Genomic DNA, 26,496 nt, shown 5'->3' on the forward strand with positions numbered 1-26,496 from the left:
CAACGCCATTCATGGCCATATCAATGATTTTCTGGTGCGTACCGGGTTGAGAAGCGGTGTAAGTGAACTGCAGTTGCCATGTTTTACGGCAGTGAGAGCAGAGATAGCGCTGATGTCCGGCGGTGCTTTTGCCGTTACGCACCACCCCGTCAGTAGCTGAACAGGAGGGACAGCTGATAGAAACAGAAGCCACTGGAGCACCTCAAAAACACCATCATACACTAAATCATTAAGTTGGCAGCATCACCGATTTTTTAAACATATAAAATACCATCAATGAAGTGATTAAGAAGTTATAGAGTAACAGAGAATTAATAAGATTCTTTTCTCTGAGACGCCAGAATATTTGTTCTGGCGTCTGATTTTGAGTTTATTTGACTAATGAAAATAGATCATTGAGTGATTCGCTCATCGACGGATGAGTAAATATCTGATCGCGTAATATGCTATAAGGCAGCCCGGCATCCATCACCATTTTCACTATATTGATCATCTCGTGGGAGTCAATACACAGCAGTGATGCTCCTAATATACGTTGGGTTTTATTATCAACAATCGCTTTTAATACCCCACGGGTATCGTTCATCACTCTGGCGCGCGGAATTGCAGCTACAGGCAATGTCACCACCTGAATATCAGCACCACTCTCTCTGGCTTGTTCTTCTGTCATACCAACCCTGGACAGGGGCGGTGTCATAAATACGGAATAAGGCACATTTTTCCGATCATCAGTACTACGTTTGCCTTCACCCAGTAACTCATCACGTACAATGCGGTAATCATCCAGTGATATGTAAGTAAATTGCAGCCCGCCGGTAACATCTCCCATCGCCCAAATATTGTCTGCGGTGGTATGTAATCGCTTGTCAACGACAATTGCCCCGCGCTCGTTTACTGCGATACCGGCATTTTCTGGATGTAACGAAGCGGTAGCCGGTTGACGACCGGAAGCTATTAACAGTGCATCCACCGCCAGTTGGGCGTGCTCGCTATGCACTTGCACTTGATTTTCATGGTGACTGATTCGCTCCACATGGGCATTGAGGATAATATCGACGCCCTGATCGCGTAAAATCGTCGCGATATTATCAGCAATATCCCGATCTTCCCGAGGCAAAAACAGCGAAGCTGCCTCTAAAATGGTTACTTTGCTGCCAAAATTAGCGAACATAGAGGCGAACTCAACGCCAATATATCCGCCGCCCAAAATACCTAAATGCCCAGGCAATTCTTTTAGATTAAGTAATCCGGTGCTGTCATATACACCAGGCGTGGTGGTAATTCCAGGAATTGGCGGAACCACGGCTTGTGCACCGGTATTAATAAAAATTTTCTCGCCATGAATCTCCAAATTTCCCTCAGGCCGATGAACACGCAGGCTATGATTATTGATAAACTCCGCCTGGCCGTCGATCACGTCGATATTGGGCATATCCGCAAGATTATGAAAATTCTTATTACGTAAAAAATTAACCACTTCATTTTTACGCTGTATGGCACGGACAAAATCTGTGTGCTGCTGTGCGTCATGAACCAATGTTTTGGTTGGGATACAGCCGATATTAATACAGGTCCCGCCATACATTGCATTTGATTGTTCGATGAGAGCCACACGCCAACCTGCTTTTGCCAGCGTGACGGCTAATGTTTTTCCAGCCTTGCCAAAACCAATAATAACTGCCTGATATTTATTCATGATGATTTCCTGTCGAAACGCGTTCATTTGACATCATGACTATAGACGCAAAAGGTGATGCTGCCAACTTACTGATTTAGTGTATGATGGTGTTTTTGAGGTGCTCCAGTGGCTTCTGTTTGGCTTTGTTGAATAAATCGAACTTTTGCTGAGTTGAAGGATCAGATCACGCATCTTCCCGACAACGCAGACCGTTCCGTGGCAAAGCAAAAGTTCAAAATCACCAACTGGCCCACCTACAATAAAGCCCTCATCAACCGTGGCTCCATAACTTTCTGGCTGGATGATGATGAATCGCCACGCGTTTAACAGACACCTCAGAGTCATTTAAGATGACTTAAAGAGAGGTGCCCATGAGCGGTAAGCGTTATCCTGAAGAGTTTAAAACTGAAGCAGTCAAACAGGTTGTTGATCGCGGTTATTCTGTTGCCAGCGTTGCAACACGTCTCGATATCACCACCCACAGCCTTTATGCCTGGATAAAGAAGTACGGTCCGGATTCTTCCACTAATAAAGAACAGTCAGATGCTCAGGCCGAGATCCGCCGTCTCCAGAAAGAGCTGAAACGGGTTACCGACGAACGGGACATATTAAAAAAAGCCGCTGTAGATTCAATTGGTCAACGCAACAACCATGTGAAAACATGTGGTTGCGGAGGATCGTTTGATGAAACGTACATTTACAGCAAAAGAAAAATCGCTCGTTTTCGACTTGTGGAAGAGTGGGACAGGATTTAGTGAAATAGCTAAGATTCTGGATTCAAAACCCGGAACTATTTTCACCATGTTGAGGGACACCGGCGGCATAAAACCCAATGAGCGTAAGCGGGCCGTCGCACACCTGACCTTGTCTGAACGTGAGGAAATACGCGCTGGCCTGTCAGCCAAAATGAGTATTCGGGCGATTGCTACTGCATTAAGACGCTCTCCTTCGACGATCTCGCGAGAAGTCCAGCGTAATCGTGGCAGGCGCTATTACAAAGCTGTTGATGCTAATAATCGCGCCAACAGGATGGCTAAACGTCCCAAACCGTGTTTGCTGGATCAGAATGAGCCGCTGAGGGACCTTGTTCTGGAAAAGCTGGAATTAAAGTGGTCTCCGGAGCAAATTTCGGGATGGTTAAAACGAACGAAGCCGCGTCAGAAAACGATGCGAATATCAGCTGAGACAATTTATAAGACGCTGTACTTTCGTTGTCGTGAAGCTCTGCACCACCTGAATATTCAGCATCTGCGGCGTTCGCACAGCCTGAGGCATGGGCGACGCCACACCCGCAAAGGGGAAAGAGGAACAATCAATATCGTGAATGGCACGCCAATCCATGAGCGCGCGCGGCATATTGATAACAGGCGCTCTGTTGGACACTGGGAGGGGGATTTAGTCTCGGGCACAAAAAACTCGCATATTGCCACTCTGGTAGATCGTAAATCGCGCTATACGCTTATTCTCAGGTTAAAGGGGAAAGATGCTGTTTCAGTGAATCAGGCTCTTACTGAAAAATTCCTGAGCTTACCGCCCGAACTCAGGCAATCATTGACGTGGGACAGAGGAATGGAGCTGGCCAGGCATCTGGAATTTAGCAGCAGCACGGGAGTGAAAGTTTATTTTTGCGATCCTCAAAGTCCCTGGCAACGAGGCACCAACGAAAATACGAATGGACTAATACGACAGTTCTTCCCCAAAAAAACATGCCTTGCTCAATACACACAGCAGGAGCTGGATCAGGTTGCAGCGCAACTAAACACCAGGCCGAGAAAGACACTGAAGTTCAAAACACCGAAAGAGATAATTGAAAAGGGTGTTGCGTTGACAGGTTGAATCTACAGCGGCGTACTTCGCAAAGCTGTCCGACTGAGGTACGCCTTTATCCGTGACAACTCCTGTTGCTGGCCTGTTCGCCTGCTCTGTCGGGTGCTGGATGTTCATCCCAGTGGTTTTTACGCCTGGCTTCAGCAGCCGCATTCACAACGCCATCAGGCAGACCTGAGACTGACAGGACAGATTAAACAGTTCTGGCTGGAATCGGGATGCGTCTATGGTTATCGCAAAATCCATCTGGATCTGCGTGACAGCGGGCAACAGTGCGGAGTAAACAGAGTCTGGAGACTGATGAAACGTGTCGGAATAAAGGCTCAGGTCGGATACCGAAGCCCGCGGGCACGTAAAGGCGAGGCCAGTATCGTGTCACCCAACAGGCTCCAGCGACAGTTCAATCCGGATGCTCCTGATGAGCGTTGGGTAACGGACATAACCTACATCAGGACCCACGAAGGCTGGCTGTATCTTGCCGTTGTTGTTGATCTGTTCTCACGCAAAATTATCGGCTGGTCCATGCAATCCCGGATGACAAAGGACATTGTCCTGAACGCACTGCTGATGGCTGTATGGCGGCGTAATCCCGAAAAACAGGTGCTGGTTCATTCGGATCAGGGCAGTCAGTACACAAGCCATGAGTGGCAGTCGTTCCTGAAATCACACGGCCTGGAGGGTAGCATGAGCCGTCGCGGTAACTGCCATGATAATGCGGTTGCAGAAAGTTTTTTCCAGTTGTTGAAACGTGAACGGATAAAGAAAAAGATCTACGGAACGCGGGAAGAAGCCCGCAGTGATATTTTTGATTACATCGAAATGTTTTATAACAGTAAGCGTCGGCATGGTTCTAGCGAACAGATGTCACCGACAGAATATGAAAACCAGTATTATCAACGGCTCGGAAGTGTCTAGATTATCCGTGGCGATTCACCGGGGCAAACAGGCCGATCAGGAACGACATAAGAAAGTTCTGTATTACCGACAGGTCAAGAAACTGAGCATAAGAGAAACTGCTGAAGCCACCAGTTACAGTACATCTCAGGTCTGCAGGGTTCAGGCCCTGTTCAGGCCTGAAAATTAAGCACATTTTCTGAGGCTGGAAATCAACTCATGCTGACAGCCTGAGCCTGTTGGCATGGTAAGCAATGTGCTCACCAATAAAGCTGGAAATGAAATAATAGCTGTGGTCGTATCCAGTATGATATCGGAACGACGCATTGAGGTTCATCTCATTGCATACTCTCTCAAGGATTTTGGTGCGCAGTTGCTCTTCATAAAAGGCGTCACTCAGCCCCTGATCAATGAAGATTTCTGGTAATTTTTCACCCTGTAAAATGAGGCTGACTGGATCGTAGGCTTCCCACGTTTTTCTGTTTTCACCCAGGTAAGCGCTAAATGCCTGTTGCCCCCATGGCACCTGAGAAGGCGATACTATCGGGGAAAATGCTGATACGCTCACATATTCACCAGGATTTCGCAGAGCCAGCACCAGAGCACCCAGCCCTCCCATAGAATGACCGGATATAGATTTTCTTGCCGTTGCAGGAAAATGATTCATGACGACATCCGGAAGCTCTCTGAGAATATAGTCATACATCCTGTAATGAACATTCCACGGCTGTTCCGTCGCGTTCAGATAAAAACCGGCCCCCTGGCCAAGATCGTAACTGTCGGCATCCGGGACATTATTACCCCGGGGACTGGTATCCGGGACAACAACGATGACGTTATGCCGGGCTGCATAATGCTGCATACCTGATTTGGTGATGAAATTCTGCTCAGTACAGGTCAGGCCCGACAACCAGTATAGTACCGGCAGTTTTTCTGTTACTGCTTTGGGAGGAAGATACACACCGAAATTCATTTCACAATTAAGGGATTGTGAATAATGCCGGTACACGTTTTGCCAGCCGCCAGAGCTGGCATGCTGCTCAATGAGTTCCATCAGCCGTTATCTCATGGTTATTTCCCCTGACCGAAGCCAGGGGAAGTATCTTTAAATCCGGACGTCAGATAAACGTATACGCCGTGATTTTGTTACCCGCCGGATCCCGCAGGTAGGCAGCATAGGCCCCGGGAAGGTGACCACGCGGGCCAGGTTGACCTTCATCAGCTCCACCGGCGGCAAGGCCGGCAGCATGGAAAGCATCAACCTCTTCCGGGGTGGCAGCAGCGAAGCCGACAGTCACCCCGTTAGCGGAAGGTGCTTCACCGTTGCCCGGACGGGCAATGATAAATGCCGGCTTTTCGCGGCCATAGAGTACCCAGCCGTTGCCAAACGGGCCGAGGTTATTGATACCAAGCGTGCCCAGGACGACATCGTAAAATGCGGAGGATTTCTCGACATCGGCTGCGCCAATGAACACATGAGAAAAGATGCCGTCACCAGAAATTACCGGAGTTGTCATTTTCCACTTCCTTCAGTTTGAGTTGATTAAAATTCTGATGGGATCAGTAATGAATCACTGTCCGGATAGATTTGCCTTCATGCATAAGCTCGAAGGCGTCATTGATTTCATCCAGTGTCATCGTATGGGTTACAAATGGCTCAAGGTCAATATCCCCCTTCATGGCATCCTCGACCATACCGGGGAGCTGAGTGCGGCCTTTTACTCCGCCAAACGCGGAACCTTTCCATACGCGCCCGGTGACCAGCTGGAAAGGACGGGTGGAAATCTCCTGTCCGGCCCCTGCGACACCAATGACAACGGACTGCCCCCACCCACGGTGAGCACTTTCCAGCGCTGCACGCATGACGTTAACGTTACCGATACATTCAAAGGTATGGTCAATACCCCACTTGTTGATATCCAGCAGAACATCTTTAATCGGTTTGTCATAATCATTCGGGTTAATGCAGTCAGTGGCCCCGAACTGACGGGCCAGGTCAAATTTTGTCGGATTAGTATCGATAGCGATAATACGTCCCGCTTTTGCCTGACGGGCCCCCTGTACCGCAGCCAGACCAATTGCCCCCAGACCAAAAATGGCAACTGAATCGCCCGGCTGCACTTTAGCCGTGTTATGGACGGCGCCAATACCGGTAGTCACGCCACAACCCAACAGGCAGACGTGTTCATGGTTCGCCTCCGGGTTAATTTTTGCCAGAGAAACCTCGGCCACAACGGTGTATTCACTGAATGTGGAACATCCCATGTAGTGGTAAAGAGGCTGACCGTTGTATGAAAAGCGAGTGGTCCCGTCAGGCATCAGTCCTTTGCCCTGAGTCTCGCGAACCGATACACAGAGGTTCGTTTTACCGGACTGGCAGAATTCACACTCCCCGCATTCAGCGGTGTAGAGCGGAATAACATGGTCACCCGGCTTCACACTGGTGACGCCTTCACCAACTTCAACGACGATACCGGCTCCCTCGTGGCCGAGAACCACCGGGAAAACGCCCTCAGGGTCATTCCCTGAGAGGGTAAAGGCATCGGTATGGCAGACACCTGTGTGGGTGTTTTTAATCAGCACCTCGCCTTTTTTAGGCGGAGCAACATCAATTTCAACAATCTCCAGGGGCTTCCCTGGTGCAAATGCAACAGCGGCACGTGATTTCATACGTAATATATCCTCAATGTAATAATGGCCTCACCTATTTAAGATAGGCACGAACCAGCTCAATCGTATCGTCAACTGATTTACTGACTTCATGACTGTAGCTGTCATTCTGGTCAAAGGTTTCCCGTATGTGGCTCTCCAGCACCTCTGCCATCAGTCCGTTAGCGGCGCCCCGGACGGCGGCGATTTGCTGGAGAACGGAACGGCATTCAGCGCCACTTTCAAGTGCTCTTTCCAGAGCATCAATCTGACCCCGGATACGGCGAACCCGGGTTAGGACCTTTTTTTTCTCTTCAGGAGTACTGGGCATTGCTTACCTCACTGCTCTGTATTTCTTATACTATAGGGGAGTATTACATTAAGATCAACACATACCCCACTATAGTATAATAAATATATCAGAGCACCGGTAATGACTCCAACTTACTGATAGTGTTTTATGTTCAGATAATGCCCGATGACTTTGTCATGCAGCTCCACCGATTTTGAGAAAGACAGTGACTTCCTGCCCAGCCTTGCCAGATGCTGCCTCAGATTCAGGTTATGCCGCTCAATGCGCTGCGTATATCGCTTGCTGATAACGTGCAGTTCTCCCTTCAGGCGTGATTCATAAAGCGGCCAGCCATCCGTCATCCATACCACGACCTCAAAGGCCGACAGCAGGCCCAGAAGACGCTCCAGCGTGACCAACGTGCGTTCACCGAATACGTGCGCCACAACCGTCCTCCGTATCCTGTCATACGCGTAAAACAACCAGCGCTGGCGTGATTTAGCGCCGACGTAACCCCACTGTTCGTCCATTTCCGCGCAAACAATAACGTCACTGCCCGGTTGTATGCGTGAGTTTACCGACTGCGGCCTGAGTTTTTTAAGTGTCGTAAAATCGTGTTGAGGCCAACGCCCATAATGCGTGCACTGGCGCGACATCCGACGCCATTCATGGCCATATCAATAATTTTCTGGTGTGTACCGGGCTGAGAGGCGATGTAAGTGAACTGTAGCTGCCATGTTTTACGGCAGTGAGAGCAGAGATAGCGCTGATGTCCGGCAGTACTTTTACCGTTACGCACCACGCCTTCAGTAGCTGAACAGGAGGGACAGCTGATAGAAACAGAAGCCACTGGAGCACCTCAAAAACACCATCATACACTAAATCAGTAAGTTGGCACCCTTACCCTGTATAGGTACTCTCTGTTTTTCGTGGCCTGCCTCGCCCACGAATTTCGCCAGTCATGACTTTGCTCCTGCATTTTATTAACGGAAAAGAATAAGTGATTTTGCGCGGAGGCTTCAATCAGTTTATCCCCGGCGGTGACGAGGTGGCCACCTATGCCGACTGGACAGGGGACTGACTATTGCCATAACGCCATCGCAGGTTGCTTCAGTAAACCTGCTAATCCCGTACAATGGCGAATTCGCTATATCCGCTTCTCGCACTTAGCTGCCATAAATCGGCCAGGCAATCACAGGTCATTTCTGTCTCGCAAAGAAGGTGCCGTTTCTGCTTTGCGTTGACACCCCTAAATATTAGAATTAAAAGGAGAGAGTTACTGGAAAAAGGCAGCGGAGGCAGTGACAATCGTGGCTTGAAGCCACTACTCGATGGATGCGGACATGTAGTTGGCGTCATTCGACAAAACTAGCAAACTTCTAATAGTCACCATTTCTCCCGTCTGGCGGGAGTGCTGTCAAATGCCCCCCTCATCTCTGTGTGGGAAATGAAGGGTGAAGGGGAAATAGATGACAGCGTTATTTCTACGCCCAGAATACTGAATACCTTGTACAGACGATCAATACTGGCGCTAGCAGGGTTTGCTTCCAGGCGGGCATAGGTTTGCTGCGTTACGCCAAGCCTCTCAGACACATCTTTTTGCGTGAAGCCCTTGATTTTGCGAAACCCGATTAGCACAGGTCTGAGCTGGTTCAGCGTTTTTATCGGGAACTGATTATTCATAAGTGACCTGCCTCGCAGACTGAGTAGGGAGTACCGCCCTGTAATACAGCAGGTAAGGTGTATTTTGTGTTATACAGACTATAGGCTGTAAAACCTTTATTGAAAAGATGCTGATGTTCCAGGGGCATGCCGAGCATGGACGATTTTCTGCGGGGCGGTATTTCGCTACGGGGGAGATTGCGTTCGGGCAATGTACCGGTGTAAAAAACGTCAATTTTTCAAAACCGCTGTTATCGGGATAAGCTGAAAACTCCGAAGGCAGACACAGCCACGAATAATGTCAGACTTAAGCTCTGTAGCTGTCTTCTTTTGCCTGTAAATAACGTCTAGTTTGACTCTGATGAAGGCTGTACCAGGCAGAGAACATGTCACTCTCGGGGCCGGATGATAAAATGTGTTCAACTGGCTGGGCAGGGTAATAGCGAAGAACGTTCTCTGAAATTCGATTCAGCTCAGCGTAACGTGCGCTGTAGGTATGTATAATCCATTGCATCAATTTTGCATCCGTATTATTCGCAGATTACACACAAGAAGCTTAACAATGGCTGAAAGAGTGAGCAGGGATATGTAACAAAAACAAGGGCTTCAAGATGAACTGGATAAAACCGGAGCAGAGCAAGCCCTGTTCCGGTTTGTCAGGCTTTGGAATTTCTTCCAGGCCCCTGCAGCTAGTCACAACAAACACATTAATGTTTTCATTGCTTCAATTCAATATTATTGTGTGAAAGGGATTCCATCGAAATCGGCTTATGCATGCTTAAAACTAAACTGCCCCGGCTGCAGTCATTTGGTTGCTGTGGGCTCTGTACTGTGTCTAATAGTGAAAGAATCTTACGTTATAACGAAGGAAATTGCTGAATGACTCTACGATTGCAGACGGAATCACCCGCTGACCAGGATATGTTTAGAGGCAGCAGTCATGAAAAAGTTGCAGAGAATGTGGCTCAGATCATCAGGACACCTGATGTCAATATTATTGGTCTGGAAGGTGAGCTGGGTTCAGGTAAGTCAACAATATTGAAGTTCCTGCAGAAAAAGCTTAAAGATGATTTTACGTTCATTAACTTTGATGCAGAACGTTACCATCATGGCTCAACTAAAAAAGCGCTTATCGATGTCATCCACCACGGGGTCAGCCTACAATGTCCGGGCTCCCGGGATGTGTTGGATAAGTATAAAAATCTGGCTCTGGGTAACATCGTTGAATACGACAAGAGGGTCAGCAGCAGGCTAAGCTGGTTGACCGTCGTTTTTATTTTACTGTCATTGCTTTCCGTGCAGATGCTTCGTTATGTGCTAACAGACCTTAATCAATATTTTACTAACAAGGAGTCATTATTAGGGTGGCTTTTTTATGTTGAGGTGGCCGCGTTTCTTTCTCCTGCCATTATGGTCGCAGGACTGGCATGCCTGCAGAACATGGAATGGTACAGAAAGAAAGGGTATTCGAGTATTGGTGATTTGTTCAAACGCAACAGTACTGACAGGATTGAAGAGACTTGGCTAGTTAATAAGGAGGTCGGAGCTATTGAGCTGGCTGAAGCTCTGCAGGGATTTACCTCCAAAGAGGTCATTTCCCATGGAGATCGCTTCATCCTTATCATTGATAATCTGGACCGAATCAGTGCAGACAAAGTGAAAGAGCTCTGGAGTGATATGGAGCTTATTGCCGGAGCCACTCATGAACACTTCAGGATAGTGGTGCCCTATTCGGCAAGACAGGTTTCAGCCTCACTTTCTGTGGCGGGTTTCAGCGGGCGTGAGTTTATTGCAAAGCGGATTCCTGTAAGTTTTCAGGTTCCTCCTCTTATTTCGGCAGGATGGCAGGAAGCGTTAAGGCAGTACTGGAAAGAAACAGTAAATGAGGATGCAGGGATAGCGTGCCGGGAAGCAACGGTGTTGCTTGAGCGCTGGAAACCCTCTGAGTATCCTCGTATCACACCGCGATTAATGAAGAAGTTTGTTAATGATATTCATATTCTGAACCTTACCGTTCCTGCAACAGAAGATCATCGCCATATTCTTATTGCTCTCTACTTACTGGTGGTCAGATACGGGGAGCGAGATATTAAAGTATTACTTCGCGATCCCAAAGCTAGTCAGACCGAACCCGGTATTGCTCCGGATGATTTTGACGAGATGCTCTCGCTAACTTATCAACAAATATCCCGAATTTTTAATAACGATACAGAAAGATGGAGCGAATTTCTGATGAGCATCCACTATCAGTCCACGGTGGAGCTTGCCAGGAGCGAGTTGCTTGATACGCCTCTTAAAGACGCGATTGGTGCTATAAATATCCCACGGCTTGAAGAACTGACGGCCTTGTGGGGTTTCGCTGAAGCATGGCAGCGAGTGGCACCACATATTCAGATGCGAGACTGGCTGGTTTCTTATAGCCGGATGGATGAGAAGTGTCAGGCTCTCGCCGAACCGCAACTCAAAGTCGCAGTGCAAATGCTGAATCAGAGTTATGCTGTTTCACTCAGAGAAAAGAATGATGAAGGTTTCGTATTGAGTCTGCAGAAACTGATGGCTGACGGGCGGATAAGCCTAGAGCCTTTCGTCGAAAGGCAAATATCGTTTATTGTGAGTAAACTTGATGAAATTCAGGATTCAGAAAAATTGGAGGCTGAATCCACGAAGACGTTGCTGCAGGAAGCTGATTCATACTCTGTTCTGGCCGGTGAATCACTACTGAATAAAATGGAGAATTTTGTAGATGGCGTATTTTATGTGGAATACCTTGTCAATAATGAAGAGACCTTGTCAAACCTGAAAATTGGCACACTAGATATCGGAAATCACGGTCGGGAGGAGATGTTACGCTATGGAGCTGAGCAACCTCAGATAGACCTTTTTAATCCGGGAATTATCCGGCATATCAATATTGCATCGAAGGCGGTACAGAACGTAATTGGAAAGAATGATGGTACAGGTGGGGCTCAGGTTAGCTCTGCAATAATGACGCTTAAAAATCGTCAGGTTGTTGAGGACGTTATCCATTTCAGAAAAATTGTTCTGAGCCCGGACTGGAATAATAATGTTTTAAATCAATATTATCTTAATAATACGGCGACGAGGAATCTCTTCCCTGCGGAATTTGCTGCACAGGCTGTTGCTCACATGGTGCTCCATGGTAACTATGCCGGTATCGAGTCGTACAGTGAACATATTGGTGAGGAACGGTTTGACCTGGCTTTGGCTGCATATCTTCGTTATCTACGTACTGCCGAGAGTATCTTTATAGCACTTAAGGATAAAAATGTTCTGCCGTACATCAAAAATGCTGTTGGCAGGATTGTTGATTTAGGTCTTCTGGTGAATATACCTGTCCTGAGCTTTGTTAAAGGTCAGTATGACGTCATCAAAGAAGCTACAAATGCAACCTCTCTTTTAATATTTGTGCGAGAGCGTCAAAAAGCACTGTCAGAGAAAATAATTGAGTCTGATGTGAATGCTATGGGTCCAGTATTTCTCCATGACGTATATCAGTCAGGTGAGCAGTTTGATATTTTGAAGAAAAAGCTGAACGCCCTGGCATGTGGAGTATTTAGTTCTTCTGAAAGGCTTATTGAGTGTTTTACGGTTCTTCCTGTGAACATGCGCTTTATCCTTGAACAAATGCAACTTCAGGGGCAGCATATCCGGATGGAAGGTAGTGTGGGTATCTTTGCATCATGGTTCCGTGATGCAGAGCCAGACGTTGTCACAAATGCCGAGAACATTCATTTTCTGTGGTCTTGCCTCGACGATACCCAGAGAGAGACTGTACTTGATGAGTTGCACGATGTCTTACTTGAAAGACATATTCGTATTGACAGCCGTATTGCGATTATTACCCGTTTTCATAATGAGTTGTCGTTTATTGAACCTGAGAAGGCCGTTGAACGCAGGGCTATTGCGGCGCTGTTTAGCGCTTCTGTTGATAATGTATTATTGTCTCAATGGCTTGACCGTCAGACGTTTTCATTTTCATCATGGTCTCCGGAGGACGCCCGTACGGCAACGAGTTGTATAATGAATAACTCGGAGATTTTTCCTCTCATCTGCAGGAATTCACAGTATATTAAAAACAGAATGTTACCAGAGAAAGCGGACGTTACAGAAGATAGTGATACGTTTCCGGACTGAGTTCGTTCTTTAAATCCTATACCTGAAGACCACAGCGGTGGTCTTTGGGAGTTTTTTTATTGCCTGATATACATTAAGCATGTTATATCTTGCTAAGAAATAATCATTCAGGGATTAATCATAACTACTGAAGTTATGTTGTGTTCTTTTCTTTTAAAAATAAATTATTCAGATTTATTTTCTATTGATTTAATGAGGTAGGGAATGACAGAAAGTGCTTTGCTTTTGCGAGAGGCATTTAATGAATCGGTTAACTATATGACATGGTCTTTTTATTCACTGATAACTGCTTACGTTTCGATGGCTTTTTATGATAGAGTTGAGGTTAAGACCCGAATAAATAATTATCTGAATAAGTTACTTTTCGTGATTGCTATGTCCGTTTTTATCCCAAATATGTACTTTGTTTCAATGGTGTTCAGTCAGAAGTTAGGCACCGCAGCTGGCGTTGCGTCATTCATTATTGGGCTACTTTTCATGATGTTAAACTCGGCACCTGTAATTACTGGTATCGTACAGCAGCGCAAAGATTGAGTTTTATGAGTATAGTCAGTTGGGTTTTCATCTGTTTTATCAGACTTAGAAAAATGAAATCTTTCAATTCATTGATTTTAAACGCAAAAAAATTTCTAAATGATCAGAATTATAGGGTGCTCGCTCTGCTCCATTACCGAACACGAAGGCCGTATTATCCAGAGCCGCTCTGAGGATTCGATCATCAATGAGATCGAAGCCATTCGCGACACAGTGCCGGGCTTTACCGGCGTGATCTCCGATCTTGGCGGCCCAACCGCGAACATGTATATGCTGCGCTGCAAGTCGCCGCGCGCGGAGCAGACCTGCCGTCGTCTCTCCTGCGTCTACCCGAGCATTTGCGAGCACATGGATACTAACCACGAGCCGACGATCAACCTCTACCGCCGCGCGCGCGACCTGAAGGGCATCAAAAAGATCCTCATCGCCTCCGGGGTGCGTTACGACATCGCCGTGGAAGATCCTCGCTATATCAAGGAGCTGGCGACGCACCACGTCGGCGGTTATCTGAAGATTGCGCCGGAGCACACCGAAGAAGGCCCGCTGTCGAAGATGATGAAGCCGGGCATGGGCAGCTACGATCGCTTTAAGCAGCTGTTCGACACCTACTCGAAGCAGGCGGGCAAAGAGCAGTATCTGATCCCGTACTTCATCTCCGCGCACCCTGGCACGCGCGATGAAGACATGGTGAACCTGGCGCTGTGGCTGAAGCAGCGTCGCTTCCGTCTGGATCAGGTGCAGAACTTCTATCCTTCACCGCTCGCCAACTCGACGACCATGTATTACACCGGCAAAAACCCGCTGAGTAAGATTGGCTACAAGAGTGAAGAGGTGGTGGTGCCGAAAGGGGATAAACAGCGTCGTCTGCATAAGGCGCTGCTGCGTTACCACGACCCGAAAAACTGGCCACTGATCCGCCAGGCGCTGGAAGAGATGGGTAAAAAACACCTTATTGGCTCGCGCCGCGACTGCCTGGTTCCGGCTCCTACGCTGGATGAGATGCGCGAAGCGCGTCGCCAGAACCGCAATACGCGCCCGGCGCTGACCAAACATACGCCGATTGTGCATCAGCGTTCGAACGGTAATTCCAGTGTGAAGAAACCAGTGAAGCGTAAAGCGTAAAAGAAAACCCCGGCTTGCCGGGGTTTTTTGTAGGTCGGGTAAGGCGAAGCCGCCACCCGGCGTTTTAACGCGATTAACCGCCAAACTGATCCGGGTCCGGCCCAAGCCGCTTACCTTTATCCAGCTTCGCAATTTCACCCAGCTCGTCTTTGTCCAGTCGGAAATCCCAGACGTCGAAGTTCTCGGCAATGCGCGACGGCGTGACCGATTTCGGGATCACCACCAGGCCGTTGTCCAGATGCCAGCGAATGACGATCTGCGCCGGGGTTTTGCCGTATTTATCCGCCAGGTCGCGGATAATTTTCTGGTCGAACACGCCTTCACCGCCCTGCGCCAGCGGGCTCCAGGACTCGGTCTGGATCTTGTGGGTGGCGTTCCAGGCGTGAAGCTGGCGCTGCTGCAGCAGCGGGTGCAGCTCGATCTGGTTAATCACCGGAGCGACGCCCGTTTCGTCAATCAGGCGCTGCAGGTGATGCACCTGGAAATTACAGACGCCGATGCTTTTCACCAGCCCCTCTTTCTGCAGTTCAATCATCCCTTTCCAGGCGTCAACGTAATGGTCGATGGCCGGAACCGGCCAGTGCATCAGGTACAGATCGACGAAATCAAGCTGGAGTTTCTCCAGGCTCTCCTGCAATGCTTCGCGGGGGCGCTTTTGATCGTCGTTCCACAGTTTAGTGGTGATGAACAGCTCATCGCGGGGGACGCCGGCGCTGGCCAGCGCGGTCCCCACGCCGTCCTCGTTTTTGTACGCGGCGGCGGTATCAATCGACCGATAGCCGACTTCGAGTGCTTTATGAATGGCGGAGACGACCTCGTCGTTACCGGCTTTCCATACACCTAGCCCCAGCTGGGGCATCACGTTGCCGTCCTGCAGCTTGATTACGGTTTGGTTTGCCATTTTTCCTCCTTCAGGTGCGCATCGCCGGAGGGGGACTCCGGCGATGGGGTGTGCATTAAGTCTGGACGAAATGTCAAAAAACGAAAGTCAGGATGCCAAAAACGCTTAGCGTGCCGCTTCGTAGATTCGACGGCTGACGTCCAGCGTAATGTCGCCGTGCTCGCCCAGCTGGGTCATGCCGTGCTCTTCAAGTTTTGCCAGCAGGGCAGGGATGGAGCTGCCGTCCAGGCCGTAGCCGGACAGACGTGTTGGTACGCCCAGGCTTTCAAAGAAGTTACGGGTCGCTGCAATGGCGGCCTCAATACGCGCATCGTCAGAACCCTCGGTGATGTTCCACACGCGCTCGGCGTACTGCAGCAGCTTGGCACGCTTGGTATCCCGTTTTTCGTTCCACAGCGCAGGCAGCACAACGGCCAGCGTCTGGGCGTGGTCCAGGCCGTGCATCGCCGTCAGCTCGTGGCCCAGCATATGGGTTGCCCAGTCCTGCGGCACGCCAGCGCCGATCAGGCCGTTCAGCGCCTGCGTCGCGGCCCACATGACGTTGGCACGCACGTCGTAGTTTTCCGGCTCTTTCAGCGCTTTCGGGCCTTCTTCAATCAGCGTGAGCAGAATGCCTTCCGCGAAGCGATCCTGAATTTTGGCATTAACAGGGTAGGTCACGTACTGCTCGACGGTGTGTACAAAGGCGTCGACCACGCCGTTCGCCACCTGACGCGCGGGCAGGGTGTAGGTGTAAACCGGATCCAGAATGGCAAAGACAGGCTGAACGTGTTCGTTCATAAAGGCCTGCTTGTCGCCGGTGGTTTTGCGGGAGATCACCGCGCCCTTGTTGGATTCAGAACCCGTCGCTGGCAGGGTCAATACGGATCCCATCGGGATCGCGCTTTTAATGTCGCTGCCGCGGGTTTCCAGGATGTGCCACGGATCGATGCCATCAGCGTAGTGCGCTGCTGCCGCGATGAATTTAGTGCCGTCCAGCACGGAGCCGCCGCCGACCGCCAGCAGGAAGGTGATGTTTTCTTCGCGGGCGATTTTCACCGCGTTCATCAGCGTTTCGTAAGACGGGTTTGGCTCAATGCCGCCGAACTCACGCACGTCCAGTCCGTCCAGAGCGCTGTAAACTTGATCCAGCACGCCGGTTTTTTTCACGCTGCCGCCACCGTAGGTGATCAGCACGCGGGCGTCAGCAGGGATCTGCGCGCGCAGGTCGGCGATAGCGTCTTTACCAAACAGAATGCGGGTTGGGGTGTGAAGATTAAAGTTGTTCATTGCTCGTTCCCTTTAGTGGGTGAAAAACCGTGGTGGCGCTGATGGCTACCTGATGCTGCTCATTGTGGCCGTCCGGGGCCAGGCTCTCAATGCACATTCCTGCCTATGTCTTGCCCATTTCTACAGAGCGCTGGAGAAACTTCGTAAGAATGCGCAGACTGTGAGGGTCGGAAACCGTACCCGGAGTAACGTAAAATGAACCGTGAAGCGATCTGCCTTCAGCTTACCTCGCAGATTAAAAGGCTGATAGATAAAGAAAATAATGTTAGCGACCTGCTGCCGGACATTCGCCTGCTCTACGGCACGCAGCCCGGGACGCGCACGCCGGTGATGTACCAGCCGGGCATCGTTTTTCTCTTTTCAGGCCATAAGATTGGCTATATCAACGAGCGGGTGTTCCGCTACGACACCAATGAATATCTGCTCCTGACGGTACCTTTACCCTTCGAATGTGAAACCTTCGCGACAGAGTCGGTCCCGCTGGCGGGTATTCGCGTCAACGTCGATATTCTTCAACTGCAGGAGCTGCTGATGGAGATTGGCGAAGACAAGCTTTTCCAGCCGTCGATGGCCTCCAGCGGGATTAACTCGGCGACGTTGTCGGAAGAGATCCTCTGCGCCATTGAGCGCCTGCTGGACGTCATGGAAAGGCCGCTGGACGCGCGTATTCTCGGCAAGCAGATTATCCGCGAAATTCTTTATCACGTGCTGCTGGGGCCGGGCGGCGGGGCGTTACTTGCGCTGGTGAGCCGACAGACCCACTTCAGCCTGATCAGCCGCGTGCTCAAGCGTATTGAAAGCCAGTACACGGAGAACCTCAGCGTTGACCAGCTGGCGGCGGAAGCGAACATGAGCGTTTCGGCGTTTCACCACAACTTTAAGTCGGTGACCAGCACCTCGCCGCTGCAGTACCTCAAAACCTACCGTTTGCATAAGGCACGGATGTTGATGATCCACGACGGCATGAAGGCCAGCGCGGCGGCCATGCGCGTCGGCTACGAAAGTGCGTCGCAGTTCAGTCGGGAGTTTAAGCGCTATTTCGGCGTCACGCCGGGAGAAGATGCGTCACGTATAAGAACGATGCAGGGCGCCTGAGGGTAAACGTAGGCCGGGAAAGCGGTAGCGCCACCCGGCTTTTGTTTATGCACTGCAATACTTTTTCTTAATCACCACCGCAATGGTGCCCACCAGCCCAGCAACCAGCAGGAATATCGGCAGGATCATCAGGAAGGTCATCACCTGATCTTCATGGTGCTTCACAAAGGGGATCATGTTCAGCGCGTAGCCGAGGGTGGTGACCACGCCAACCCACAGCAGGGCGCTCAGCCAGTTGAAGAACTGGAAGCGGCGGTTAGACAGCCCGGAAATACCCGCCATGGTGGGCAGAAGGGTGCGAACAAACGCCAGGAAACGCCCGGCGAGCAGCGCCAGCAGGCCGTGGCGGTCAAACATGCAGGTCGCACGCTGGTGGTATTTATGCGGTAACTGCGCCAGCCAGCCCTTCACCACGCGCGTGTTCCCCAGCCAGCGGCCCTGCAGATAGCTCAGCCAGCAGCCCAGGCTCGCGGCGGAGGTAAGGATAACCATCGTTGGCGTAAAGTCCATGACGCCTTTGCCGATCAGCGCCCCGGCAAGCAAAAGCAAACTGTCACCGGGTAAAAACGAGGCTGGCAGTAATCCATTTTCCAGAAACAGCGTCGCGAACATCACGAAATAGACGACGCCTACAACGTGGGGATCCGCCAGGGCGGCAAAATCATGTTGCCAGAGCGCCGCGATAATATCTTGAATAACAGCCATGGACTTTCCTGTGGAACAGCAGAGATAACGCTATTGTACTCCCAATTTCACCTGTCGGGATTGATCGCAGGCGCAACTCATGCAGACTTTTCTGCTTGCAGTGTTCACAAAAGCGTCCGGGGAGTACATTTTCAGCCCGCACTCTACACGATACGTTCAAAGCCTGCAGATAAATCCGCAATTAAATCGTCCACATTTTCTAAACCGATATGCAATCTAATGAGGGTGCCGCTGAAGTCCACTTCTCCGCCGGGGCGCAGAGCCGCTATCTGCTCCGGCTGATTCGGCAGGATCAGGGATTCAAAACCGCCCCAGGAGTAGGCCATGCTGAAGAGGGTAAAATTATCCAGATAGCTTGCCAGCTCGTCATTACTTAGCCGTTTTTTAAGCACAAACGAGAACAGCCCGCTGCTGCCCGTAAAGTCACGTTGCCAGAACTCATGGCCTTTACTACCCGGCAGCGCCGGATGGTTCACGCGCTCAACCTGCGGATGCTGCGCCAGCCATTCAGCGATTTTCAGACTACTTTCATGATGTTGACGCAGACGCACGCCGAGCGTACGAATGCCCCGGCTGGTCATGTATGCCGTGTCTGCATCCACCATCTGGCCCATCAGGTAGGCATTTTCCCGCAGCTGGTCCCAGCAGCGCGCGTTGGAAACCGCGGTGCCAATCATCCCGTCAGAGTGTCCAATCAGGTATTTCGTTGCCGCCTGAATCGAGATATCAATATCGAATTCCAGCGCCTTAAACAGCACACCTGCCGCCCAGGTGTTGTCGATCATGATAATCGCCTCTGGCGCTTTGTTGCGCACGGCCTTCACGATAGCCGGAACGTCGTGCACTTCCATGGTGATGGAGCCGGGAGATTCCAGGAACACAATGCGCGTGTTTGGCTGGATAAGTTCAGCAATGCCTTCGCCAATCAGCGGGTCAAACCAGCAGGTGGTCACGCCAAGCTTGCTGAGAATTTTGGTGCAGAAATCCTGGCTGGGTTCATAGGCGGTGTTGGTCATCAGGATATGGTCGCCCTGTTCGACAAACGCCAGAATGGTGTTGGCGACCGCCGCCGCACCGCACGGGAACAACGCGCAGCCTGCGCCCCCCTCCAGCTCGCACATCGCTTCCTGCAGCGAAAAATGGGTTAGCGTGCCGCGGCGACCATAGAACAGCCCACCTTTTGCGCGGTTACGCGTGGCGATTTTTTTCTCCTCAACGGTATCAAACACCAGCGAGGAGGCGCGTTGAATCACGCTGTTGACCGATCCCTGAGTGTATTTTTTGCTGCGTCCCGCCTGCACCAGCGTGGTATCAAGATGCTTCTTCGTCATGTTCGCTAACCCTGTTTTTATACGTCTGGACGTCCAGACTACCACGATTGTAAAAAACTGCACCCGCATGCTTATCGAATAAGCAGAAAATATTAGCAAAAAAGGGCATAAGAAATTTTTACTGCGTAAGCGCAAGGAAACTGAGCGAAAATTACGGCACCATGTAAATACTAATGAGAACGACTATCAATTCGACGGCTTTTTGATATTATTACGTTCAGATTTTGTGATTTGCGTCCTGGAGATACAGAGTGGGTAATAATTTGATGCAGACGGATCTCTCCGTTTGGGGCATGTATCATCATGCTGACATCGTGGTTAAGATTGTGATGATCGGCCTGATTCTGGCGTCCGTTGTCACCTGGGCTATCTTCTTCAGCAAAAGCGCCGAGCTGCTTTCGCAGAAGCGTCGCCTCAAGCGGGAACAGCAGCAGCTGGCAGAAGCCCGCTCTCTGGATCAGGCTTCTGAGATGACCTCATCCTTCCACCCGAAAAGCCTGACCACCCTGTTAGTGAATGAAGCTCAGAACGAGCTGGAACTCTCCGCCGGCAGTGAAGATAACGAAGGTATTAAAGAGCGTACCGGTTTCCGTCTGGAGCGTCGCGTTGCGGCCGTTGGCCGACACATGGGACGCGGCAATGGGTATCTGGCGACCATCGGCGCGATTTCACCGTTCATCGGTCTTTTCGGTACGGTCTGGGGCATCATGAACAGCTTTATCGGCATTGCTCAGACCCAAACCACCAACCTGGCGGTAGTGGCCCCGGGTATCGCGGAAGCGCTGCTGGCGACGGCAATCGGTCTGGTTGCGGCAATTCCGGCGGTGGTTATCTACAACATTTTCGCGCGTATGATCGGCAACTACAAAGCCACGCTCGGCGACGTTGCCGCTCAGGTTCTGCTGCTGCAAAGCCGCGATCTCGACCTGAATGCCAGCGCCGTGAAGCCGGTGCATGCGGCGTCTAAACTGCGCGTAGGTTGATTGTATGGCAATGCGTCTAAACGAAAATCTGGACGATAACGGCGAAATGCACGAAATCAACGTGACGCCGTTTATCGACGTCATGCTGGTGCTGCTGATTATCTTCATGGTGGCAGCCCCCCTGGCGACGGTCGACGTGAAGGTGAATCTGCCTGCCTCCTCCAGCCAGCCGCAGCCGCGTCCGGAAAAGCCAATTTATTTGTCGGTGAAAGCGGATAAATCCATGTTCCTGGGGAACGACCCTGTGACGGATGCCTCCGTTATTCCGGCGCTGGACCAGCTGACCGGCGGCAAGAAGGACACCACCGTCTTCTTCCGGGCGGACAAAACCGTCGACTACGAAACCATGATGAAGGTAATGGACACGCTGCATCAGGCGGGTTATCTGAAGATTGGGCTGGTCGGGGAAGAGAAAGCGGCCTCGAAGTGATAAAGAAGCTGGCGAAAGCCGGCTTTTTTTATGCCTGTTGGTTTATGCGTTTTTGTTGTCCGTCGGTGCGGTAGAGGGGGGGGTGGTCAGCGCGTCCTCATCGAGCGCAACGCAGGTGACGTTTGACGTACGGTACTCACCGGCTGACAGTTTGCGCGTCAGGCGCAGGGTGGCGATTTCTCTGGCAAGCAGATACTGGTAGTTGGCCTCAAGACGTCCCAGCAGTTTCTCTTTCAGTTCTGGAAGCTGTTCGATGATGGCGTTCATCACGGCGCCGTAAATTTCTTCTTTGACCTGTAACGGATAAATCTCGCGGCGATTCTGCCATTTCAGACGCACCAGCGTTGCCGGGATCGATACCAGGTCTTGTGTAATACGCGTCATCTCGGAATTTTTTGCATTTCTTAGCGCCTCGATGTTTTGCTTTAAGATAAATTCATCACTTTTTTTATCATCTAAAGTCAAATAAACGTTATTGTCTTTAACTTTAACTTCTTTCACGTTAATCTTCCCCCAGGGTATAAAAAATAGGGTTGTTTTTTTCTCGCGTAATTAGATTAAGCCAAATTTCATTGCCGGCCTCATTTATTTCTTTCGTTTTTTCAGCCATTATTTGACTTAGTTTCTGGGCATCTATTTCGCCTTCTGCCTGCAGGTCATTCAGCAGGTGGACGAAGGCTTCAATTTTTATAGCGCGAAATAAGCGGTCTTTTATATGGCGATCGTGCTCTTCCAGCAGCATATTACGGGATTTGCCAGTGTGAGAACGCCAATTAATATATCAGGCTCGAAATCAGAGAGCTTTCTTTTCCCCTGAGTGAAACTGGCCTTTTTTTCTTCTTCCGTCGGTTGCTGTTCCACAGGCGTAATGTGGTACTTAGCCGGGACGAGATAGTCGGGCAGCATTTTTAATTTCCTTTAATTTCAACAGGGTGGGGTTGGTAAAGGCGTGAGATTCGTTGACAATATCATGAGGCAATTTTAAAATCAAAAAAAATGGAGCCAACCCATGAACAGCATCTTTTTTACGGTCATCACATTACTATTACTGACCGCTGGTGTGCTTTTATTGATGCAGGAGTTCAATAAAACGAAAGTGTCGAAAGACACCAGTGAACCGCCACAACCTGAACTGATGACAAAAGAGGAAGGAGAAGATCATTTCTCTGTTTTGATGAACTCCGTTACGCCTGTCTGGTACTGGCGGGTGAATCATGAATATATCGACTTCTTACACGCGACAATTAAGCGCATGAAAATGTCGGAAATTAATGACACGCCCGGCCTGTTTGAGGCGCAGCGTCGCTGTAGCGATCTGAATTCAGCGGTTTATAAATATTACGACAACATCAAAAAGCGCTGTCTTAACGGTGAGAAGGTCTCGTATTCCGACCTGGACGTATTAAACCTTCGCCAGTGTTTTCGCGAGTTTAGCCTGGAAGCCTACCCGGAGCTGGTGGTGCTGGTCTGGCCGGAGTATGCGCGTCCTGAGGTTAACCCGGACGACGTCTGAGTGGCGTACTGGTTAGTTCTTGCAAACAGTCAGCGCCGTTGAGATATACTGAGCGCTGGTTTCGTTTGCAGACAGGATTTTATGGAACGCTTCTTTGAAAACGCAATGTATGCCTCTCGCTGGCTGCTCGCACCCGTCTATTTCGGTCTTTCCCTGGCGCTGGTCGCCCTGACGATCAAGTTCTTCCAGGAGATTTTCCACGTATTGCCTAACATTTTCTCCGTGGCGGAAGCCGATTTAATTCTGGTTCTGCTGTCGCTGGTGGATATGACGCTGGTGGGCGGCTTACTGGTGATGGTGATGTTCTCCGGTTATGAGAACTTCGTCTCTCAGCTTGATATCGCCGAGCATAAAGAAAAGCTCAGCTGGCTGGGGAAAATGGACGCCTCGTCGCTGAAGAATAAAGTTGCGGCATCTATAGTGGCAATCTCCTCTATCCACCTGTTACGCGTGTTTATGGACGCGAAAAACGTCCCGGATAATAAGCTGATGTGGTATGTGATTATCCACCTGACGTTTGTGCTGTCGGCGTTTGTGATGGGGTATCTGGATAAGATCAGTAAGAAATAAGGTACACATTTCTCCCCTCACCCTAACCCTCTCCCGGGGAAGGGTGAGGGGAGAAAGCATCGAACCACACTATTTATCCGACGACGCCTGCCACAAATTCAGTTCCCCGTCCGCCACGTGCTGGTCAATCCGCGTCAGTTCATCTTCCGTAAAGCGCAGATTACCCAGCGCCTGAACATTCTCCTCCAGCTGTTCCGGGCGGCTCGCGCCAATCAGCACTGACGTCACGCGAGCATCTTTCAGCAGCCAGCTCAACGCCATCTGCGCCATCGTCTGCCCGCGCGCCTGCGCCATCTCATTAAGCAGACGAAGACTGTTCAGGTTAGCTTCCGTCAGCATTTTCTGCGTCAGGCCGCGCACTTTGTTCCCCTCGCGCTGCATGCGAGAACCTTCCGGAATACCGTTCAGGTATTTTCCGGTCAGCAGACCCTGCGCCAGCGGGGTAAAGGCAATACACCCCGTGCCGTTTGCTTCCAGCGTATCCAGCAAGCCGGTCTTATCGACCCAGCGGTTAAGCAGGTTATAGGACGGCTGGTGGATCAGCAGCGGGATCTTCCACTCGTGCAGCAGCGCGGCCATTTTTTGTGTGCGCTCGGTAGAGTAGGAGGAAATGCCCACGTACAGCGCTTTCCCACTCTGAACAGCATGAGCCAGCGCGGAGGCCGTCTCTTCCATTGGCGTATTTTCATCCACGCGGTGGGAATAGAAAATATCCACGTATTCGACGCCCATACGTTTCAGGCTCTGGTCGAGACTGGCGAGCAGATACTTGCGTGAGCCGCCTGAACCGTACGGGCCTGGCCACATGTCGTAACCGGCTTTAGTGGAGATAATCAGCTCGTCGCGATACCGGGCAAAGTCCTCACGCAGCAGGCGGCCAAAGTTCTCTTCCGCGCTTCCCGCAGGCGGTCCGTAGTTGTTGGCAAGATCGAAATGGGTAATACCGAGGTCGAAGGCTTTACGCAGCAGCGCGCGCTGGGAGTCAAGGGGCTGAACGTGGCCGAAGCTATGCCACAGGCCCAGCGACAGCGCGGGCAGGCGCAGGCCGCTCTTGCCACAGTAGCGGTACTGCATATTCTCGTAGCGGGTAGCGTCAGGGTACCAGGACATGATGTCTCCTTTTCTTATAGATGATTTTTTGAAACGTCGTTTTCATTCTGAACTTATCACATCATGTCGTGCGAAGATAAGGGTTAACGGTGGCTGTGCGACCTGTGAAGCCACGCTAACGAAAAATAATCACAAAAGGTTATAATTTCCCTGCACCCTGCCGATAACGAGAGTAGCACTCGCCTCTGGGCGAATTCACCCTCACGGCAAGGAAGACTTATGAATATGCTCCGTAATTTCACGATCCGTTTCGTCATGCTGACGATCCTCGGGATTTTTTGTTTAATGTGGGCGGGCGTCGGGCTGTACAGCACCTGGTCCCTGTCACGGGTATCAGACGGCAATGAAGTCGATCGCCAACTGGTCAAACAGATGATGGTGCTCAGCCAGGGCAACGATCAGTATTTCCGCTTTGTGACCCGTCTGAGCCGCGCCATGGAGGTCAAAGCCGCTGGCGGCACGCCGGATTTGTCCTCTGCCCAACAGGCGCTGGACAACATGGGTAAGAAACTGGCCGAAATGAAGGCGATCTCGCCTGGCCCAATGGATGAGCAGGTCTCTGCGCAGGTGATCGGTGCCTGGCAGGCGCTGCTTGAACAGGGCGTGACGCCGCAAATGGAGCAGGCGAAGCAGGCGACCCTGGACGGCTACCGCCAGCAGGCCAACAACGTCACGCCGCCGCTAAGCCGTGCGTTCGGTGCCGCCGCCGAGAAGTTCAATAATGCCGCCGCGAAGACGCTCGACAGCACCCGCATGGTGGTCGACGGCCTGACCAGCATGACCCGCACGGTTATTATCGTCGCCACCATTATCGGCCTGCTGATCCTGCTCTTTACCGACCGCTACCTGGTGGCGATGCTGGTCAAACCGCTGGAGCGCATTCGCCAGCAGTTCCGCCAGATTGCCCAGGGCGATCTCAGCCAGCCCATTGCGCCTTTCGGCCGCAACTGCGTGGGACAGCTGGTGCCGCTGCTGAGCGCCATGCAGGACAGCCTGCGTGAAGCGGTCAGCACCATTCGCTCCGGCAGTGAGAATATCTGGCGCGGCGCGACGGAGATCTCCAGCGGCAACAACGATCTCTCTTCCCGTACCGAAGAGCAGGCTGCCGCGCTGGAAGAGACGGCTGCCAGCATGGAACAGCTGACCGCTACCGTGAAGCTGAACGCCGAAAGCGCGCGTCAGGCCAGCCAGCTTGCCGATGTGGCCTCAACCACCGCCAGCCGCGGCGGCTCGCTGGTGGAAGAGGTGGTCACCACCATGAGCGGTATTTCGGAAAGCTCGAAGAAAATTGCTGAAATCACCAACGTCATCAACAGCATTGCCTTCCAGACCAATATTCTGGCGCTCAATGCGGCCGTAGAAGCGGCGCGCGCGGGCGAGCAGGGGCGTGGATTCGCCGTAGTGGCGGGTGAAGTCCGCAACCTGGCAAGCCGCAGCGCCAATGCGGCAAAAGAAATTGAGGGTCTGATTACCGATTCCGTGACCCGCGTAGAGCAGGGTGCGCAGCTGGTGAGCGACACCGGCACCACCATGGATGCGATTTTGCGCGACGTGACGGAGGTGACGACCATTATGAAGCAAATCGCGTCGGCTTCTGAGGAGCAAAGTAAGGGCATTTCGCAGGTCGGGATTGCCATTACGCAGATGGACGGCGTCACCCAGCAGAACGCCTCGTTGGTCGAAGAGGTTTCCGCGGCAGCCGCGGCGCTGGAGCGCCAGACCGAAGAGCTTCAACGCTCGGTGCAGAAGTTCCGCCTGACGGCATAACACAACAGG

23 protein-coding genes and 6 pseudogenes are annotated in these 26,496 nt (G+C 51.0%); 14 read left to right on the plus strand and 15 right to left on the minus strand.

The genetic code is table 11. The annotated features are described in order from the left end of the window. Both ACMWL8_RS15515 and rclA read right to left on the minus strand, forming a co-directional pair. Nucleotides 1-193: IS1 family transposase (locus tag ACMWL8_RS15515; RefSeq protein WP_001396889.1), on the minus strand; the 193-nt coding region annotated here is incomplete at its 3' end. Nucleotides 194-370: 177 nt separating this feature from the next. Then, nucleotides 371-1,696 carry a reactive chlorine resistance oxidoreductase RclA gene (gene rclA, locus ACMWL8_RS15520; protein WP_007896426.1) on the minus strand — a complete coding sequence of 442 codons (1,326 nt, stop codon included), beginning with the start codon at nt 1,694-1,696 and terminating at the stop codon, nt 371-373. Nucleotides 1,697-1,849: 153 nt separating this feature from the next. On the opposite strand from rclA, the pseudogene ACMWL8_RS15525 reads away from it, so the two are divergent. From ACMWL8_RS15525 to ACMWL8_RS15545, 5 genes and pseudogenes are all read left to right on the plus strand, one after another. Continuing rightward, nucleotides 1,850-1,987, plus strand: a pseudogene (locus ACMWL8_RS15525) (IS5/IS1182 family transposase); the annotation flags it as partial. 62 nt (nt 1,988-2,049) lie between these two features. Continuing rightward, nucleotides 2,050-2,298 (plus strand): annotated as a pseudogene (locus ACMWL8_RS15530) (transposase); the annotation flags it as partial. A 64-nt stretch (nt 2,299-2,362) separates the two neighbouring features. Continuing rightward, nucleotides 2,363-3,514: an IS30 family transposase gene (locus ACMWL8_RS15535; protein WP_045261367.1), complete on the plus strand. Its 1,152-nt coding sequence runs from the start codon at nt 2,363-2,365 to the stop codon at nt 3,512-3,514. A gap of 12 nt (nt 3,515-3,526) precedes the next feature. Then, nucleotides 3,527-4,420 (plus strand): annotated as a pseudogene (locus ACMWL8_RS15540) (IS3 family transposase); the annotation flags it as partial. Nucleotides 4,421-4,436: 16 nt separating this feature from the next. After that, nucleotides 4,437-4,589 (plus strand): annotated as a pseudogene (locus ACMWL8_RS15545) (resolvase); the annotation flags it as partial. Nucleotides 4,590-4,616: 27 nt separating this feature from the next. Here the strand turns inward: ACMWL8_RS15545 and fghA are convergent. The 6 genes from fghA to ACMWL8_RS15575 form a co-directional block, all read right to left on the minus strand. Then, nucleotides 4,617-5,453, minus strand: a complete 837-nt coding sequence (fghA, locus tag ACMWL8_RS15550) for an S-formylglutathione hydrolase (protein ID WP_012561110.1) — start codon at nt 5,451-5,453, stop codon at nt 4,617-4,619. Between the two features lie 64 nt (nt 5,454-5,517). Next, nucleotides 5,518-5,916: a VOC family protein gene (locus ACMWL8_RS15555; protein ID WP_012561111.1), complete on the minus strand. Its 399-nt coding sequence runs from the start codon at nt 5,914-5,916 to the stop codon at nt 5,518-5,520. Nucleotides 5,917-5,959: 43 nt separating this feature from the next. Then, nucleotides 5,960-7,069: an S-(hydroxymethyl)glutathione dehydrogenase gene (gene frmA, locus ACMWL8_RS15560; RefSeq protein ID WP_017384070.1), complete on the minus strand. Its 1,110-nt coding sequence runs from the start codon at nt 7,067-7,069 to the stop codon at nt 5,960-5,962. Between the two features lie 34 nt (nt 7,070-7,103). Then, nucleotides 7,104-7,379, minus strand: coding sequence for a formaldehyde-responsive transcriptional repressor FrmR (gene frmR / locus ACMWL8_RS15565; RefSeq protein ID WP_017384071.1), 276 nt, complete (start codon nt 7,377-7,379; stop codon nt 7,104-7,106). 113 nt (nt 7,380-7,492) lie between these two features. Continuing rightward, nucleotides 7,493-8,190 (minus strand): IS1 family transposase gene (locus ACMWL8_RS15570; protein ID WP_223479951.1). Its coding sequence is split into 2 segments (ribosomal slippage): nt 7,493-7,941 and nt 7,941-8,190, totalling 699 coding nucleotides; the frame shifts between segments, so codons are not numbered across the junction. 536 nt (nt 8,191-8,726) lie between these two features. Next, nucleotides 8,727-9,023: a helix-turn-helix transcriptional regulator gene (locus ACMWL8_RS15575; protein WP_017384073.1), complete on the minus strand. Its 297-nt coding sequence runs from the start codon at nt 9,021-9,023 to the stop codon at nt 8,727-8,729. Between the two features lie 858 nt (nt 9,024-9,881). Here ACMWL8_RS15575 and ACMWL8_RS15580 point away from each other — a divergent pair. From ACMWL8_RS15580 to ACMWL8_RS15590, 3 genes and pseudogenes are all read left to right on the plus strand, one after another. Further along, the gene (locus ACMWL8_RS15580; RefSeq protein ID WP_021242119.1) at nt 9,882-13,157 is read left to right on the plus strand and encodes a P-loop NTPase fold protein; all 3,276 of its coding nucleotides are present in this window, start codon (nt 9,882-9,884) and stop codon (nt 13,155-13,157) included. 204 nt (nt 13,158-13,361) lie between these two features. Continuing rightward, nucleotides 13,362-13,691: a hypothetical protein gene (locus ACMWL8_RS15585; protein ID WP_000140246.1), complete on the plus strand. Its 330-nt coding sequence runs from the start codon at nt 13,362-13,364 to the stop codon at nt 13,689-13,691. Between the two features lie 114 nt (nt 13,692-13,805). After that, nucleotides 13,806-14,813, plus strand: a pseudogene (locus tag ACMWL8_RS15590) (radical SAM protein); the annotation flags it as partial. A 73-nt stretch (nt 14,814-14,886) separates the two neighbouring features. Here ACMWL8_RS15590 and dkgA read toward each other — a convergent pair. Continuing rightward, nucleotides 14,887-15,714, minus strand: a complete 828-nt coding sequence (dkgA, locus tag ACMWL8_RS15595) for a 2,5-didehydrogluconate reductase DkgA (RefSeq protein WP_021242117.1) — start codon at nt 15,712-15,714, stop codon at nt 14,887-14,889. A 105-nt stretch (nt 15,715-15,819) separates the two neighbouring features. Further along, nucleotides 15,820-16,983, minus strand: coding sequence for an alcohol dehydrogenase (gene yqhD / locus ACMWL8_RS15600; protein WP_045260797.1), 1,164 nt, complete (start codon nt 16,981-16,983; stop codon nt 15,820-15,822). 195 nt (nt 16,984-17,178) lie between these two features. Here yqhD and ACMWL8_RS15605 point away from each other — a divergent pair, with 195 nt between their 5' ends. Beyond that, a complete protein-coding gene (locus tag ACMWL8_RS15605; RefSeq protein ID WP_045260796.1) occupies nt 17,179-18,078 on the plus strand; it encodes an AraC family transcriptional regulator in 900 nt (299 codons plus the stop codon). A gap of 45 nt (nt 18,079-18,123) precedes the next feature. On the opposite strand, the gene yghB is transcribed toward ACMWL8_RS15605, so the two are convergent. Both yghB and metC read right to left on the minus strand, forming a co-directional pair. Further along, the gene (yghB, locus tag ACMWL8_RS15610; RefSeq protein WP_028014419.1) at nt 18,124-18,783 is read right to left on the minus strand and encodes a DedA family general envelope maintenance protein YghB; all 660 of its coding nucleotides are present in this window, start codon (nt 18,781-18,783) and stop codon (nt 18,124-18,126) included. 143 nt (nt 18,784-18,926) lie between these two features. Continuing rightward, a complete protein-coding gene (metC, locus tag ACMWL8_RS15615; RefSeq protein WP_045260795.1) occupies nt 18,927-20,114 on the minus strand; it encodes a cystathionine beta-lyase in 1,188 nt (395 codons plus the stop codon). 251 nt (nt 20,115-20,365) lie between these two features. Between metC and exbB the strand changes: the two genes are divergently transcribed. Next, a complete protein-coding gene (gene exbB, locus ACMWL8_RS15620) occupies nt 20,366-21,097 on the plus strand; it encodes a tol-pal system-associated acyl-CoA thioesterase (RefSeq protein WP_028014417.1) in 732 nt (243 codons plus the stop codon). 4 nt (nt 21,098-21,101) lie between these two features. Then, the gene (gene exbD / locus ACMWL8_RS15625) at nt 21,102-21,527 is read left to right on the plus strand and encodes a TonB system transport protein ExbD (RefSeq protein WP_032643392.1); all 426 of its coding nucleotides are present in this window, start codon (nt 21,102-21,104) and stop codon (nt 21,525-21,527) included. Nucleotides 21,528-21,569: 42 nt separating this feature from the next. On the opposite strand, the gene ACMWL8_RS15630 is transcribed toward exbD, so the two are convergent. Both ACMWL8_RS15630 and ACMWL8_RS15635 read right to left on the minus strand, forming a co-directional pair. Further along, entirely contained in the window at nt 21,570-22,034 is a 465-nt protein-coding gene (locus tag ACMWL8_RS15630; RefSeq protein ID WP_375151355.1) for a cytoplasmic protein, read from the minus strand. Then, nucleotides 22,030-22,433, minus strand: a pseudogene (locus tag ACMWL8_RS15635) (hypothetical protein). Before ACMWL8_RS15635 ends, ACMWL8_RS15630 begins: the two are co-directional and overlap by 5 nt. A gap of 103 nt (nt 22,434-22,536) precedes the next feature. Between ACMWL8_RS15635 and ACMWL8_RS15640 the strand changes: the two are divergent. After that, a complete protein-coding gene (locus ACMWL8_RS15640; protein WP_041908140.1) occupies nt 22,537-23,040 on the plus strand; it encodes an ESA_00282 family adhesion-associated protein in 504 nt (167 codons plus the stop codon). Nucleotides 23,041-23,121: 81 nt separating this feature from the next. Next, on the plus strand, nt 23,122-23,610 hold the full coding sequence (locus ACMWL8_RS15645; protein WP_003862473.1) for a TIGR00645 family protein: 489 nt from the start codon (nt 23,122-23,124) through the stop codon (nt 23,608-23,610). A 69-nt stretch (nt 23,611-23,679) separates the two neighbouring features. Here the strand turns inward: ACMWL8_RS15645 and ACMWL8_RS15650 are convergent, their stop codons facing one another. After that, nucleotides 23,680-24,720, minus strand: a complete 1,041-nt coding sequence (locus ACMWL8_RS15650; RefSeq protein WP_028014410.1) for an aldo/keto reductase — start codon at nt 24,718-24,720, stop codon at nt 23,680-23,682. 219 nt (nt 24,721-24,939) lie between these two features. On the opposite strand from ACMWL8_RS15650, the gene ACMWL8_RS15655 reads away from it, so the two are divergent. After that, a complete protein-coding gene (locus tag ACMWL8_RS15655) occupies nt 24,940-26,487 on the plus strand; it encodes a methyl-accepting chemotaxis protein (RefSeq protein ID WP_045260793.1) in 1,548 nt (515 codons plus the stop codon). Nucleotides 26,488-26,496 lie beyond the last annotated feature (9 nt).

The organism is Enterobacter sp. 04-C-12-SI-ECC (genome assembly GCF_047530715.1).
Classification (GTDB): Bacteria; Pseudomonadota; Gammaproteobacteria; order Enterobacterales; family Enterobacteriaceae; genus Enterobacter; species Enterobacter bugandensis.

Coding starts and splice junctions, on each gene's coding strand:
- exbD (WP_032643392.1), top strand. CDS start 21,102: ATGGCAATGCGTCTAAACGAAAATCTGGACGATAACGGCGAAATGCAC.
- metC (WP_045260795.1), bottom strand. CDS start 20,114: ATGACGAAGAAGCATCTTGATACCACGCTGGTGCAGGCGGGACGCAGC.
- ACMWL8_RS15640 (WP_041908140.1), top strand. CDS start 22,537: ATGAACAGCATCTTTTTTACGGTCATCACATTACTATTACTGACCGCT.
- fghA (WP_012561110.1), bottom strand. CDS start 5,453: ATGGAACTCATTGAGCAGCATGCCAGCTCTGGCGGCTGGCAAAACGTG.
- ACMWL8_RS15605 (WP_045260796.1), top strand. CDS start 17,179: ATGAACCGTGAAGCGATCTGCCTTCAGCTTACCTCGCAGATTAAAAGG.
- ACMWL8_RS15645 (WP_003862473.1), top strand. CDS start 23,122: ATGGAACGCTTCTTTGAAAACGCAATGTATGCCTCTCGCTGGCTGCTC.
- frmR (WP_017384071.1), bottom strand. CDS start 7,379: ATGCCCAGTACTCCTGAAGAGAAAAAAAAGGTCCTAACCCGGGTTCGC.
- ACMWL8_RS15535 (WP_045261367.1), top strand. CDS start 2,363: ATGAAACGTACATTTACAGCAAAAGAAAAATCGCTCGTTTTCGACTTG.
- yqhD (WP_045260797.1), bottom strand. CDS start 16,983: ATGAACAACTTTAATCTTCACACCCCAACCCGCATTCTGTTTGGTAAA.
- ACMWL8_RS15650 (WP_028014410.1), bottom strand. CDS start 24,720: ATGTCCTGGTACCCTGACGCTACCCGCTACGAGAATATGCAGTACCGC.
- rclA (WP_007896426.1), bottom strand. CDS start 1,696: ATGAATAAATATCAGGCAGTTATTATTGGTTTTGGCAAGGCTGGAAAA.
- ACMWL8_RS15575 (WP_017384073.1), bottom strand. CDS start 9,023: ATGAATAATCAGTTCCCGATAAAAACGCTGAACCAGCTCAGACCTGTG.
- ACMWL8_RS15585 (WP_000140246.1), top strand. CDS start 13,362: ATGACAGAAAGTGCTTTGCTTTTGCGAGAGGCATTTAATGAATCGGTT.
- yghB (WP_028014419.1), bottom strand. CDS start 18,783: ATGGCTGTTATTCAAGATATTATCGCGGCGCTCTGGCAACATGATTTT.
- dkgA (WP_021242117.1), bottom strand. CDS start 15,714: ATGGCAAACCAAACCGTAATCAAGCTGCAGGACGGCAACGTGATGCCC.
- frmA (WP_017384070.1), bottom strand. CDS start 7,069: ATGAAATCACGTGCCGCTGTTGCATTTGCACCAGGGAAGCCCCTGGAG.
- ACMWL8_RS15580 (WP_021242119.1), top strand. CDS start 9,882: ATGACTCTACGATTGCAGACGGAATCACCCGCTGACCAGGATATGTTT.
- ACMWL8_RS15655 (WP_045260793.1), top strand. CDS start 24,940: ATGAATATGCTCCGTAATTTCACGATCCGTTTCGTCATGCTGACGATC.
- ACMWL8_RS15555 (WP_012561111.1), bottom strand. CDS start 5,916: ATGACAACTCCGGTAATTTCTGGTGACGGCATCTTTTCTCATGTGTTC.